This window comes from Lactobacillus helsingborgensis, assembly GCF_003173695.1.
In the GTDB taxonomy this organism is placed as follows: domain Bacteria; phylum Bacillota; class Bacilli; order Lactobacillales; family Lactobacillaceae; genus Lactobacillus; species Lactobacillus helsingborgensis.
Genome location: NZ_CP029544.1, coordinates 297376 through 311671 on the forward strand (window position 1 = coordinate 297376; position 14296 = coordinate 311671).

Sequence of the window (14296 nt, forward strand, 5' to 3'; positions counted from 1 at the left end):
TTAAATGACTGGGAATATTTTTTTGTGTCTATTAAGACTATAAGCAATTATTACTTTTAAAATATGAGTTTGTGTTATGGTAAAACAAAAGAATTTAACAGACTAGAGCTATTATTATTTTAGTTATTAACCTAAAAATTGACGTAAAGCGAAGGAATTAAGCAATGAATCAAATTATACAAATCTTAAGTGAACGCAAGGGTGATTTGGGGATTGCCTTATTGCAGCATTTACAAATATCACTTCTTTCATTGCTGATTGCAATGGTAATTGCAATGCCGTTAGCTTTTTGGGCTGTGAAGCATAGCAAGGCGGCAGAATTTTTACTGCAAGTTGCCAGTATTCTGCAAACAATTCCTTCTTTAGCATTGCTGGGTTTATTAATTCCGCTAGTCGGCATTGGCACAGTCCCAGCAGTAATTGCGCTTGTAGTCTATGCTTTATTGCCAATATTTCAAAATACCTATTTAGGCTTAACTGAGATTGATCCGGCACTGGAAGAAGCCGCGGACGCATTCGGGATGTCTCGCATGCAAAAATTGCTCAAAGTGGAATTGCCGTTAGCAATGCCTACTATTATTTCGGGTATCAGAACTGCTTTGGTTTTAATTATTGGCACCGCCACTATGGCTGCTTTAATTGGCGCCGGCGGTCTTGGCAGCTTTATCTTGCTGGGAATAGACCGCAATAATACTGGGTTAATAGTAATTGGTGCAGTTTGCTCTGGCGTTTTGGCTATTACCCTAAGTGCTTTAATTAAGTGGTTAGAACACGCCTCTGTCAAAGCAGCTTTGGGTATTTTGCTGGTCTGTGTCTTGTTTTTAGCAGGCAGCGGTATTTATGAAGCTGCCGCAAATCAAAAAGAAACTATTACTATTGCCGGTAAATTGGGATCTGAACCCGATATTTTAATTAATATGTATAAGGAATTAATTGAACAAGGAGATTCTCACGTTCAAGTTACTTTAAAACCTAATTTTGGTAAGACCACTTTTTTATTCAGTGCTTTGAAAAACTGTAAGATAGATATCTATCCGGAGTTTACGGGAACTGTTTTGGAAACTTTTGCTAAAACCCCAGTCAAAACTGCGGGTTTAACCGAAAAAGAAACTTATGAAAAGGCCAAAAATTTAATGAATAAACAGGATAAGCTCACACTGCTTAAACCTATGGCCTATGATAATACCTATGCTTTAGCCGTTAAAACATCATTTAAAAAGAAAAATCATTTGGCCAAAATAAGTGATTTAGCTAACATTACCAATCAGTTAAAGGGTGGCATGACGCTAGAATTTATTGATCGTGATGATGGCTTTAAAGGAATTAAAAAATTATATCAAATTGATTTCCCTGTTAAATCAATGGAACCGGCATTGCGTTATCAGGCAATTGACCAAAATAAAGTTAATATTGTTGATGCCTACTCAACAGACAGTGAATTAAGGCAATATCATTTAAGTATCTTAAAGGATGACAGGCATAATTTCCCGATTTATCAAGGCGCACCTTTAATGAGCAATGATTTTGCCCGTAAACATCCCCAAATTGTCCGCAGTTTGAATAAGCTGGCCGGTAAAATAACTGAAAAACAAATGCAGGAGATGAACTACAAAGTAAATGTTAAAAACATGGATCCGGGACAGGTAGCGCATGACTTTTTAGTGAAACAGCATTTGCTTAAGGAGAATTAAAATGACTTCAGCGATTAAATTTGAACATGTAAAAAAATCTTTTGCTGATAAAGTAGTGGTAAATGATCTTAATCTTGATATTCAGCAGGGTGAGCTTTTTGTTCTTGTAGGCAATTCTGGCAGTGGGAAAACTACTTCTATTAAGATGATTAACCGTTTGGAAGATCCTAATGATGGCCGCGTTTTAGTCAATCAGCGTCCTACTACTGAATATAACGTGCAGAAATTGCGCTGGCAAATTGGTTATGTGTTGCAACAAATTGCTCTTTTTCCTAATATGACTGTTGCTAAAAATATCACCCTAATTCCTGAAATACAGGAAAATAAAGGCAATTTAGCAGAAACTGCCGCCAAGTTACTACAAGAAGTGGGGCTGAATCCAGAGGAATATGCTAAGAGATACCCTCATGAATTATCTGGTGGTGAGCAGCAGCGAATTGGTATTTTACGGGCAATCGCCTCTAAGCCGCCGATTGTTTTAATGGATGAGCCCTTTAGCGCCCTTGATCCTCTTTCTCGTGCCAATTTACAAAGCTTGGTAGTTGATCTGCATAAGCAACTGCACAATACCATTATCTTTGTTACCCATGACATGAATGAGGCTTTACGTTTAGCTGATAGGATCGCCATTATGAAAGATGGGCAATTATTGCAGGTTGATCAGCCTCAGGAAATATTGCGGCATCCGGCAAATAAGTATGTCAAGGACTTTTTCAAGGGCAGTCTTGGTAATGACTTGTATGAAACACCTTTAAGGCAAGCCGCTTTGTTTAATGAATTTAAGCAGAAAAAAACAGCAACACTAGCATCTATGACTAAGGTTAGAGCTGATGAGAAACTTGCCAAGGTCTTAGCAATCTTAAGTGAGCAGGAAGAAGTTGCCGTGCAAAATGAAAATGGCACATTTTTAGGTTTCGTTGACCGACAATGGCTTGTGGCATACTTAAATGGTATTAATAAATTAAACTAAAAAATGAGCTGGAGTTTTTCCAGCTTTTTTAATAAAACGATAAAGTTGTGCCTGAATATTAGTAGTTTGTTACAAAATTGTCTAAAATATTAGACATAAGTTCTGCTACACTATATTTAGTAGACTACAAAAATAAAACAAATATAATTAATAAATAAAAAGAAGGGAAATAAGCCCTATGAAAATTTTAGTTGTCGATGATGATAAAGAAATCGTCGAATTGTTAAGTATTTACCTTAAAAACGAAGGATATACTCCCGTTGTTGCCTATAGCGGCAAGGAAGCAATTACCAAGCTGACAACTACTCCAGATATTGCACTGATGATTTTAGATGTCATGATGCCTAATATGAGCGGTATTGATGTTATTAAAGAAGTACGTAAGGATTCAGATATTCCTATTATTATTGTATCAGCCAAAACCGGTGATATGGATAAAATTCAGGGGTTAATTACTGGAGCCGATGACTATGTGTCTAAACCATTTAATCCGTTAGAGGTAATGGCGCGTGTTCGTTCACTGTTACGTCGTAGTCAAAAGCAGGTTAAAGACGATGAACCTGATATTTTAGAGGTAGGACCGCTAATTATTAACCGTGATTCTCATGAAGTTAAAACGATTGATGGTCAGGATATTCAATTAACAGCTTTAGAATTTGGTATTCTGTACTTATTAGCCAGTCACCCTAACCGCGTATTTTCTGCTGATGAGATCTTTGAACGGGTTTGGCAACAAGAGTCAATTGTTTCCGCTAAGACTGTCATGGTACATGTTTCGCACTTGCGCGATAAGATTCAAAAAGCGACTGGCGGCGAGGATGTCATTCAGACTGTTTGGGGTGTAGGCTATAAAGTTGAGGCTTAGCTAAATGAAAAAAGAACGGGTCAAGCTGACAGCTGCTGAAAAGAGTGAGTTGTTTGCTGAAGGTGTGATAACTGTTATTCTGCTCCTGCTATTAAACCTGTCAGTAGTTATTTTAATCAACTTGACAATTTTACAAAATAAAAACCTGGTTAATGGCATTTATTTTTTAAAAAGGACTATTACTTTTGCCGGTGGACGCCACTTATGGTCATGGCAGAATACTTTTATCATTTTTATGGGAGTTGGTGACTTAATCGTTCTTTATTGGCGGTTAATTCGGCGCTATCACCAAATGCAATTAAGGCACGTTATTTCCGAATTGCATTATATTGCTAAAGGACATTTTGACCATACCATATCTTTTAAGGTTAAAACCGATTTGCAAAAGGTTATTGATTCAATCAATTCACTAGTTGACAGTACCGTGAATGCAATTAATGAAGAAAAAGCAATTGAAAAGTCTAAAGACGAACTGATTAGCAATGTTTCTCATGATATCAGGACACCTTTGACTTCTATTATCGGTTATTTGGGATTACTTAAATCGGGGGTGTCGGATCCAGCAGATCAACAAAAATATCTTAATATTGCGTATATGAAAGCAGAACAGATGAAGTCGCTGGCTCACGATTTGCTTGAATATACCACATTAAAATCAACTAGTACCAAACTAAACTTGTCTTCTTTGCATATTTTTTCTATGTTAGAGCAAGTAGCAGCTGGTTTTGAATTCGAAGGTCAGGAAAAAGGGATAGTATTTAATATTGAAGCCAGACCGAAGAATTTAACCATTGAAGCTGATGCGGAAAAGTTGGTTCGCGTTTATAACAACCTGATTACCAATGCTTTAAAGTACGGCACCGGTGCCACGCAGATCAACCTGATTGCCAATTTAGTTAACAACAATGAGGTAGAGTTACGCGTAGAGAATAATGGTGCCCAAATTCCGGCTGATTCGCTTAAAAAAATCTTTGAACGTTTTTACCGGGTAGAAGGTTCACGGAATACCCAAACCGGTGGTACAGGACTGGGATTATCAATTACCAAAAGCATTGTTGATTTACATCATGGTAAAATTCGCTGTGAATCTGATCAGGATTGGACCCGTTTCATTATTTGCCTGCCATTAAACTTAAAGAGTGAGCAAAACCCCGGCGCAGCTGTGGTATAATTTTGACTGAGATAATAAATAGAGGAGTATAGCATGAGTATTTCTTTAAATACCTGTATTTTAATTTTAAAAGAACACCATCTGCTTAAGTCCAGCGCAGTTCAAGATACTGTTTCATCTAAAATGGAATATGTGTCTTATGACTCACGCGATGTTCAGACGAACACACTGTTCTTTTGTAAGGGAGCCGGCTTTCGCCCCACATACTTATCAATGGCAAAAGCTAATGGTGCTAACTGCTATGTAGCTGAACAGCCTTACCCAGAAGGTAAAGGGATGCATGCGCTAATTGTGCGCAATGTTTCAAAGGCAATGGCTTTGTTATCCGCTGCCTTTTTCCGTTTCCCGCAAGATGATCTGTTTGTAGTAGCGATCACGGGTACTAAAGGTAAGACAACCACGGCGTACTTTTTAAAAGGGATGCTGGACCAAATGAATGGTGGCAAAACCGCTTTAATTTCATCTGTTAATACTGTAGTAGGACCAGAAAAAGAAGATACTTTTAAATCAAGTTTGACTACGCCCGAATCATTAGACTTGTTCCGTGATATGAGAACAGCTGTTGATAATGGCATGACCCACATGGTTATGGAAGTATCGAGCCAAGCATATAAGAAAAACAGAGTATTTGGTTTGACCTATGATTTAGGTTTCTTTTTAAATATTTCTCCAGATCATATTGGACCAAATGAGCATCCTAACTTTGAAGATTATCTGCATTGCAAATTGCAGCTATTGGTTAATGCACGCAAGTGCATTATTAATGCTCAAACTGATCGTTTTGCTGAAGTTTATGCTGCCGCCACAACAACTACTGATCCAGACAGTATTTATTTATTTGCTGATGAGAAATTTACTAATCCGGATTTAAAACAGACGATTGATTTTCGCTTTGCAACTGAGGAGCTGGATATGGTGCGGACTAAATTCCAAGTGCTGTGCGTAACTCCTAAAGCAAAGAAGCTGAATATCAGTGGTAATTACCAGTTGAAAATGTTAGGTGACTTTAACGAATCTAACGGCACAGCTGCTGTAATTGGAGCCGGACTAGCGGGTATGGATCATGATTCCGCTGCTAAAGGCATTAGTCAGGTTACAGTACCTGGGCGGATGCAAACCCAAGTTACCAAGGACCACGGTGTGGTAGTTGTAGATTATGCTCATAATGAAGCGTCAATGATGGCACTAATGGGCTTTATGCAACGTGAATTTGATAATCCTAGGATTATTGTGGTTGTGGGCGCACCCGGTGATAAGGGCGTTTCGCGGCGTCCAGGATTTAGTCATAGCTTAAATGCGTTTGCCGATAAGGCCTTTTTAACCACTGATGACCCGGGGTTTGAAGACCCACAGGAAATCGCCCAGGAAATTGATGCTGGAATTGATCATTCTAAGGTTGACGTCACAATTGAATTAGATCGAGAAAAGGCAATCGCAGATGCTATCAGTATGTCTAAAAAGGGCGATATTGTTCTTATCTGTGGTAAAGGAGCAGATGGTTATCAAAAAGTGCGCGGTGTAGATACGCCATATCCTTCCGATATTACGGTTGCGCAACAAGTAATTGCTAAATTAGAAGGCTAAAAAACTTTAACGATTAGAAAAGTTGGTATAATGAAAAATTTTTTTACTATTATTGGCGGGATGGGCACTATTGCCACTGAAAGTTTTGTGCGTATGATTAATCATCGCATTAAAATTACTAAGGATCAGGATTATTTGAATTATATTTTAGTGAATGATGCACAAGTTCCCGATCGCACCACCTATATTAAAGATCACAGTAAGCCTAATTTTTTTAATGCCTTACGTGATGATGTTTTGCAGCAAGCGCCGCTAAAGCCTGACTTTTTTATCATGCCATGTAATACTGCTCATTATTTTTATGATGATCTGGCAAACTTAACTGATGTTCCCTTCTTAAATATGATGCGTATTGCCGTGCATAAGTTCTTAGTCGATTATCCCAATGAAAAAAAGATCGGGTTAATTGCTACAGAAGGGTCTATTTATGACCATTTATATGAAGATGAAATTAAGCAAGTAGGTCGCGAAGCTGAGCTTGGCGGTCCAGAAATTCAACCAATGGTTACCGAATTGATCTACTCGAATATCAAAGAAAAGGGTGTAGTTGACAAAGAACTCTATCACCGGATATTGCGTACAATGCATGATCAATACGGTTGCAATGTGATTTTGCTTGGTTGTACGGAATTATCACTGGCTCAGGAAAAAGCGCCAGATCACCCTTATAATGTAATTGACCCGCAAGTTACTATTGCCGATGTTGCAATTGAACTGGAGTTGCAAATACGCTCAGGGATGGATCCACAAACAGTGGTTAAGAAGTATTTGTATTAAGGTAAATAAACTGCTTAAAGAAGTTTAAAAAGATTAATAACCTGAAGTGACCCCCAAATTTAGGACAAATTTGGGGGTCACTTCAGTACACATCAAAGGTTCATGCTTTTTTTGTTTGGTCGTATTTTAATCGGTCATGCTATATTATTATACAGCAGGGGTAATTTTCACTTGGCGTTGAAAAAGGTGCTAAATGGAGCGGGTTTAATATCTAATAATAAATATGAGATAGCTAGTCCCATGCTCTTAGCGTGAGAGCTTTACTAACATCTACTCACGTTATAACCGATTTTGGGTTTAAGTAAAAAGTTTGCAGCAAAGCCAATAAGGATTAGCTACTCTGGGGTAAATCTTGGAAAGTGGCGAAAGCTATGCTAGCAACAAATGCCAGTTTGGCAGTCACTATGGTATTTTTACCAGTAATTGCGCACGTATTATGCAAAATGATTGATCGGTATTTTTTAATGAAAGGTAGTAAATAAGCTGAAATGAAGCAATTGGTCTAATTGTTAAATTATCAGGTAACGAAAAAAGGGAAGGCTGTTAAATCAACCTTCCCTTTTGCTATACGGCTTCAAATTCACAAACAATTATTTGCTGCAGTTTTAAGCCATACAGCTCTAAGTTTCGTAGCAATTTCACTTAATGTACACTATGTTAAGCGAAGTTGCTTTGGTATATATGGAATTATTTTTTTGATTAGGTATTTAATTTGCTTAATTTGTAATTAATTTGCGTATTTGGTATTTGGGTTGCTTATTTTTTGTTATTTCTGAAGAATATCATCCACTCATAAACACATGTAATAACTGTTATTAGATAATCATACCAATGAAAAGCTTTTGCAAAGCCCACTAGAGAGAGGAGAAATACAGCAATCAACGCTAAAGTAAAAAAGATAGGTATAGCAAGCGTCATATTATATCTGGCAAGCCAAGTATCGATTGGCAAAAGCTCTAGAGCCAAGATAATGATTATTATTAAAGTAGTATTCATGTTATAGTCACACCTTTTAGATTATTTAAAGATAGATAAATACGATTGTTCGTGCGGTCCAGTAAGCGACTGTGCTGTTAAAGTGAAAATAATGAATTAGTGCATATCGTATACCATCTTCAGCTTTACCTTCATAATCAGTTAGAAAGTTTACAAAAGCTTTTAGTGATTTAGCTTTTAAACTGTTACCAGTGATTTTAGCAACATATTTGGCAATTTCTTTAATTGTTTCTAACTTTAAACTACGCGTCTGGTTATTGTTTTGTTCAGTAATTTTATCTTGTAAGAGAGTATTCTGTTGCTCCTCACTAAGTCCAGCACCATTAACAATTTGATCAAACTCATCTTGTTGATCTTTAGTTAATGAACCGTACAATGCCTCATATGAACTGTCGTTTTGATTTTCATTGGAATTACTTACGGAGTTATCCGTAGCAGCAAATGTATTTACTACAGTTGTTGCCATAGTCGTTCCTATAAAACTTGCTGCTGCAAGAGAAATTCCCAATTTTTTAATGGTACTTTTCATAATAGTACACCTTTCATAATATTTTTCGTCAATGTCGACATTGATATTAAAACTATAATTCAGTATAAAAATTTGTCAATAAATAATATTAAAAAATAGTTATGTATATATAAACATATAGTTCGTTAAATATCCAGTTAATTTGTGCTTTATAATATGAAATTATCAAGTTTTTCAAAGATTAATAACTAGAAGATAAAATAAAAAATGACTCTTACGAGTCATTTGAAATAGTGATTACTTATTTAAAAAATACAGTGAAAATTAATATTATAGTAGGTGAAATTATTGTCAAAATAACTTTGAATACGTTACTTTTAAACGTTAAGTTCCCTATTGTTAGTGAATAATTATAAGCCAGTTAGAAGTGATCTTAATATGTCTCAAGGTCTTATGCCCAATTACTTAAAAATTTTTTGCCACCAGTGTTCATTTTTTCGAACTGGCTCTTTTAGGCCATTAGCAATATTTTTTCTTTATGTTCTAAAGAGCCCTGGCAGTTACCCAACTAAGGCGCGAGCTTAAAGTCAGCGTAACTTTTATTCTTGATACCATTAATGCCAATCCCAATCTGCCCCATCTATCCCGTAGTAATTTACTACTACACTTTAAAGAAGAAGGACAAAGAGCGGGATAATCGAGAAATAATGACTGAAATCAAAGCTATTTATGAAGAACACAAGCACCGCTATGGCTATCGCCGCATTACTGCAGAACTTAAGCGTCGCAGTTTATTAGTCAATCAATGTCACGCAAGGGCAATTCGCTTGATGATGGATTAATAGAAGGCTTTTTCGGGATACTCAAACTAGAAATGTTTTATGGCTTTGAAAAACAGTTTAAAAATCTCACTGAACTGGAAGATGCGATTAGAGACTACATTGAGTATTACAAGCAGAAAAGAATCAAGATTAAACTAAAATACACGACTCCGATTAAATATCGGAATCGTGCGTTAGGTCTTGCTTAATAATAAAATGTCTAACTTTTTAGTTGCACTTCAAAGTCTGAGGGTTTATTTTGGATTGAATTTGCCTAAATAATGGCAGCAATCCATTCGCTAACTTTAATAAATATCCAGCCAATCCAAGTTGTAGCTGAGCCGACAATGTTGGTTATTGAACTAAAAGATTTAATCGAAGTAACATTTGCTTGTAAAGCCGCTTTAGTAAATTCGGGTGCAATAGAAGTGCCAATATAAAAGATGGTGATGATAATTAATAAACCCGAGATAAGCATTCTGAAAATGTTACGATTGCAAAATGGTGCAACCAAAGCAAAGAGAAACATTAGTGAAGCTAAATCAGCAAAAGGCAGTACTTTATTACCAGGCAAAAGAAAGGCTAAAATTATTGCCAGTGGCAAGAGTAACAGTCCTGTTGAAAGCACTGATGGATCATCAATTAGTAAAGCGGTATCCATGCCAATGTAGAATTTTCTTTTAGGAAACCAATCCTTCAATTTGGCATTAACGTGATCTTTAACCATCACGAGTCCAGATACTAATACGTTAACAACTATGGGCAATAAGTACATTGAGGCAGCGATATTAACCCCTAATGTTAAAATTTTAGAAAAACTATAATTTGCTAAGATGCCCATTAATACACCAATAATTGCCCCAAAGCTGATTGGTTCGCCAAGTATACCCATTTTTTTGTTGATAGTTTCAGGATCTAACTGGATTTTATTCAAACCAGGGATATGTTCACAGATCCAATTACCAATGATACCGAAAGGTACCCAGGCCAAACATGTTAAGTGGGGAAAAGAAATGCCATTTAAGTCCTTGTTAGGAAATTTCTTTTGAATGATAGGTTGTGTGATATCAGCGATGATTAAAGTCAAAGTGTAAATAATCCAATCAGCAATAATAGCGATCCAGTAATTATTGGTCCCGGCGTAGATAACGGCGCCAACTAAGAGGAAGATCCAAAAATTGAAGATATCAAGATCAACCGTTTTAGTTAAATTTAAAAACAATAAGATTGCATTTATGACTAAAAAGCCTACTACTGCAACTAACATAATTGGCGAGCCCCAGCCGATAGTAGACGCCGTTCCCCAACCAACATCTGTGACTGTGAGCTTTAAGCCTAGTCGTTCAACCATTGCTTTAGATGCTGGACCCAAAGCGCCAAGCATCAAGTTAATTACCATTGATACTCCGGTAAAGCCGACTCCAACCAGCATACCTGCTTTAAAAGCTTTTGCAGGATGCATTCTGAAGATTAGACCAACGATAAAAAAGATGATAGGCATCATGACGGCGGAGCCCAAACCGATAATAGAATTAATAAAAGCCATTTAATAACCTCCAATTTATTTATTCATGGTTATTTTTGTGCACTTAAAAATCTTTCAGCAAATAGTTTTGGAGTATTCTTGAAAGCATCGGCGGTAGAACCAGCTAAGTGCGAGGTTAAAGTAACGTTTTCCAAACTTAAAAATGCAGAGTTTGCGGGTAATGGTTCATCGTCAAAAGTATCAATAGCTGCACCCGCAATTTTGCCCTGCTTGAGTACAGCAATCAGAGCTTTTTCATCGACCAGAGCTGAACGCGCCGTATTAATAAAGTAGGCCGTGGGTTTCATTAAATCGAACATATCTTGGTCAATAATGTGATGGGTTTCTTCCGTAGCCCGCATGTGAATTGTAATAATATCGGATTGTCTAATTAGAGCTGAAATGCTGTCGCTTTTTTCGGCATAAAGATTGTTACCCTTAACATAAGGATCGTAAAAAATAATTTTGGCACCAAAGCCCTTTAAAAATTGAGCTACTAATTGGCCGATGTGCCCAAAACCGATGATTCCAATGGTTTTACCACCAATTTCGGGAATATTATCTTTGTTAGGAAAATCCTTGTACCAAATGTCTTCGTGCATTTTGGCATTAGTACGGGCAATATTTCTGGTTTCGGCTAAAATCATACCAACGGTGAATTCCGCAACTGCTCGTGCATTGCGTCCGGCAGTGTTAATCACTTTAATCCCTTTACTTTGGGCATAATCCACATCTACATTTTCCATACCACCTCTTAAAACACCTATGTATTTAAGGTTTTGAGCCAGATCAATGACCTGTTTTCCGATTGGCATAAACTGCGTAATGATCATGTCATAATCTGCTATTTCAGCTAACAAATTTTGGTCAGTAATTTCGACTGCATTCGCTCCTTCTTGTTCAATTTTAATATTGTCATTTTGCAAACTTTCTACGGTTTCATGGCTCCAATCACGAATTTCTACAATGTCGCCATTTTCCTGAAATTGTGTTAAACCTGCTTTTAACATTTCGGGAGTAATCAAGTTATCTCCAAATGCTATTATTTTCATAATTATTCTCCTCTTAACTTTCTGATTAATGCATCAGCATTCCACCGGTTAAATCTACTGTTGCTCCAGTCATATAGCTGTAGACATCGGAAACTAACAGCGTGCCCATTTTGGCAATTTCTTCTGGTTCGACCACTCTGCCCATTGGAATCCTGCTGACATAATAATTAGGATCTTTGTCAAGATTGGCCTGAATCATTCTGGTATGCATGATACCGATAGCAATATTGTTGCTGTTGATGCCGTTTTGAGCCTGTTCTCTGGCAAAAGAGGCATTAAAAGCTATTAAGCCTGCCTTTGATGCAGCATAATGAGAGTGTCCGGTTGTTGAACCATAGTAAGCGGCCTGACTAGTTACATTTAAAACGTGGCCGCCGTGTTTTTCCTTATTGGCGGCAAGTGCGAATTTTTGGGCAAGTAGAAATGGTGCCCTAAGATTGGTTTTCATTTCCAAATCCCAATCTTGCTCTTTAATTTCCGTTACTTTGCCACTTAGCCAGATACCGGCGTTATTAATTAAAATATCTATTTGTCCCAACTGCTCGTGGGCTTCATCAAACAGTTTTCTGGCTTGATCAACTTGGGACAAGTCTGTTTTAAAGCCGTAAGCTTTTTGATGAGTCTCTTTTTCTACTTTGTCCAGTGTTACTTCCGGATGTTCTTTTTCATTTAAATAACTAAAAGCAACTGTGACGCCTTCTTTTGCTAAAGCTAAAACAAATTGTTGTCCTAAACCTGTAGCACCACCGGTTACTAATGCGTTTTTACCTTGTAGTCCTAGTTTCATTATTAATCCTCCTTAAAATTAAATTTTGTTGTTAGTTAGTTGTTTCTAATTGGGTATTGCCGATATCATTCCAAACAAAAGATTGGTCTTTAACTACTTTTTGATATAGATCATATTTTTCCTGATAAACCTCTGCCAGTTCAGGATTAGGAGTAATTGTTCTTGAAATATGAACCATACTTTTTGCTGCTGCTTTAAAGTCGGTAAATAAGCCGGACATTACGCCAGCTGCCATAGCTGCTCCCATTGCGCCGTTTTCCTTAACGTTAACTAGTTCTAATGGTTTTTGAAAAATATCTGCAAACATTTGTAACCATACTTGTGAATTAGTGATTCCGCCGGCTATGCGAATTGGAGAAGACAAAACATTGGCATTTATTTTGAGTAATTTTTCAACGTGAGCTTTATGGGCGAAACAAACGCCTTCATAAACTGCATTTACAAATTGGGCTAATGAGGTATCTTTTGAAGCCCCAATGAAGCCGGCAGATGAGTTCGCAATACCAGCGTTAGAGCCAAAAATGAATGGGTAAAAAATCAGTTTGCTTTCCCAAGGTTTAACTGCTGCCACCAATTTTGAGCAGTAATCATAGATACTATGTTCATCATTAACCATCTTTAACAGTTGGGTATGATCCTTCATAAATGTTTCTGTGAACCAAGTTAAGTTAGAGCCACTTGTAGGTGACGCCTCAGTTAAGAGATATTCGCCTTTAATCGGATAATCAGAAGTCATAAATAAGTCTTTAACAACTGAGATTTTGCTATCAATGTACTGGTTAATGCTCCAAGTTCCAGTTACAATTGATAACTGATTGTGTTTAACCAGTCCTGTTGAAAGTGCGCTTGCGGTGATGTCAAATAGCCCACCAGCTACTGGAGTTCCTTCACACAGTCCGGTTTTCTTGCTGACAGCTGCAGTGATTTTCCCGCATTCAGCTGTAGAATCTACTAGTGGTGGAATCTTTTTTAGCCACTTTTTGATACCGAAAAATTCGAATACCTTTTCATCTAATTTTTCTGTGTCTTGGTTAAAAAGTGAGGTGCCACTTGCGTTTGAAATTTCAAAACCTGCCTTGCCGGTTAGCCAATATCTGACTAAGTCGGTAATCATGAAGACATATTCTGTTTTGTCATAGACTTCAGGTTCATTTTCATCAAGCCACTTTAAAAGGGCAGCTGGTTGTGAACTCCAAATAGTGGCGTAGGTTCTAGGTCTGACAGCTGTTTCATAATTTTTATCAGCAAGCCATTTTTCGACAATAGCACTAGCCCTATTATCTGTAGAAATAATGCCATTGCGCACAAACTGACCATTCTTACCGATTAAGTAAAGGCCATTACCATGACCAGTCATACCGACCCCAGCAATTTCTTTCGGGTTAATTTTTGATTTTTGCAAAACATCATGAATGACCTGAAAGTTTACTGCTCTTAATTCAGACATATCCCTTTCAGTCCAGTATTCATGAGGTGTTATCATTTCCGTATATATTGTGGACTTTGCAATTTCGTTACCGGCAGCATCATAAATAGCTGCCTTAGTTGAAGTACCACCATTATCTATTCCCATTAAATATTTGGTCAT

13 protein-coding genes and 1 pseudogene are annotated in these 14296 nt (G+C 37.1%); 8 read left to right on the forward strand and 6 right to left on the reverse strand.

The annotated features are described in order from the left end of the window. The first annotated feature begins 164 nt into the window (after positions 1–164). From DLD54_RS01450 to DLD54_RS01475, 6 genes are all read left to right on the forward strand, one after another. Complete coding sequence (locus DLD54_RS01450) at positions 165–1691, forward strand: ABC transporter permease/substrate-binding protein (RefSeq protein WP_109917992.1); 1527 nt, start codon at positions 165–167, stop codon at positions 1689–1691. 1 nt (position 1692) lies between these two features. After that, a complete protein-coding gene (locus DLD54_RS01455; protein ID WP_109917993.1) occupies positions 1693–2661 on the forward strand; it encodes an ABC transporter ATP-binding protein in 969 nt (322 codons plus the stop codon). A gap of 178 nt (positions 2662–2839) precedes the next feature. Beyond that, on the forward strand, positions 2840–3526 hold the full coding sequence (gene croR / locus DLD54_RS01460; protein ID WP_038521131.1) for a response regulator transcription factor CroR: 687 nt from the start codon (positions 2840–2842) through the stop codon (positions 3524–3526). A gap of 4 nt (positions 3527–3530) precedes the next feature. Further along, positions 3531–4697 carry a sensor histidine kinase gene (locus DLD54_RS01465; RefSeq protein WP_046326693.1) on the forward strand — a complete coding sequence of 389 codons (1167 nt, stop codon included), beginning with the start codon at positions 3531–3533 and terminating at the stop codon, positions 4695–4697. A gap of 33 nt (positions 4698–4730) precedes the next feature. After that, a complete protein-coding gene (locus DLD54_RS01470; RefSeq protein ID WP_109917994.1) occupies positions 4731–6281 on the forward strand; it encodes a UDP-N-acetylmuramoyl-L-alanyl-D-glutamate--2,6-diaminopimelate ligase in 1551 nt (516 codons plus the stop codon). 30 nt (positions 6282–6311) lie between these two features. Further along, positions 6312–7058, forward strand: a complete 747-nt coding sequence (locus DLD54_RS01475; RefSeq protein WP_109917995.1) for an aspartate/glutamate racemase family protein — start codon at positions 6312–6314, stop codon at positions 7056–7058. A 756-nt stretch (positions 7059–7814) separates the two neighbouring features. Here the strand turns inward: DLD54_RS01475 and DLD54_RS01480 are convergent. Both DLD54_RS01480 and DLD54_RS01485 read right to left on the reverse strand, forming a co-directional pair. Then, positions 7815–8054 carry a hypothetical protein gene (locus DLD54_RS01480; protein ID WP_046325869.1) on the reverse strand — a complete coding sequence of 80 codons (240 nt, stop codon included), beginning with the start codon at positions 8052–8054 and terminating at the stop codon, positions 7815–7817. Positions 8055–8079: 25 nt separating this feature from the next. Next, on the reverse strand, positions 8080–8583 hold the full coding sequence (locus tag DLD54_RS01485) for a hypothetical protein (RefSeq protein WP_109917996.1): 504 nt from the start codon (positions 8581–8583) through the stop codon (positions 8080–8082). Positions 8584–9230: 647 nt separating this feature from the next. Between DLD54_RS01485 and DLD54_RS08875 the strand changes: the two genes are divergently transcribed. Together DLD54_RS08875 and DLD54_RS08880 are read left to right on the forward strand one after the other, a co-directional pair. Next, positions 9231–9365, forward strand: coding sequence for an IS3 family transposase (locus tag DLD54_RS08875; protein ID WP_233559188.1), 135 nt, complete (start codon positions 9231–9233; stop codon positions 9363–9365). Beyond that, positions 9317–9553: pseudogene (locus DLD54_RS08880) on the forward strand (IS3 family transposase); the annotation flags it as partial. The gene DLD54_RS08875 and the pseudogene DLD54_RS08880, both read left to right, overlap by 49 nt. A gap of 65 nt (positions 9554–9618) precedes the next feature. Here the strand turns inward: DLD54_RS08880 and DLD54_RS01495 are convergent. The 4 genes from DLD54_RS01495 to DLD54_RS01510 are packed head-to-tail and all read right to left on the reverse strand — an operon-like array spanning position 9619 to position 14296. After that, positions 9619–10890, reverse strand: a complete 1272-nt coding sequence (locus DLD54_RS01495) for a PTS galactitol transporter subunit IIC (protein WP_046326698.1) — start codon at positions 10888–10890, stop codon at positions 9619–9621. A 29-nt stretch (positions 10891–10919) separates the two neighbouring features. After that, positions 10920–11921 carry a 2-hydroxyacid dehydrogenase gene (locus DLD54_RS01500; protein WP_109917997.1) on the reverse strand — a complete coding sequence of 334 codons (1002 nt, stop codon included), beginning with the start codon at positions 11919–11921 and terminating at the stop codon, positions 10920–10922. 25 nt (positions 11922–11946) lie between these two features. Continuing rightward, positions 11947–12708 carry an SDR family NAD(P)-dependent oxidoreductase gene (locus tag DLD54_RS01505; protein ID WP_038521180.1) on the reverse strand — a complete coding sequence of 254 codons (762 nt, stop codon included), beginning with the start codon at positions 12706–12708 and terminating at the stop codon, positions 11947–11949. 31 nt (positions 12709–12739) lie between these two features. Then, positions 12740–14296, reverse strand: a complete 1557-nt coding sequence (locus tag DLD54_RS01510; protein WP_109917998.1) for an FGGY-family carbohydrate kinase — start codon at positions 14294–14296, stop codon at positions 12740–12742.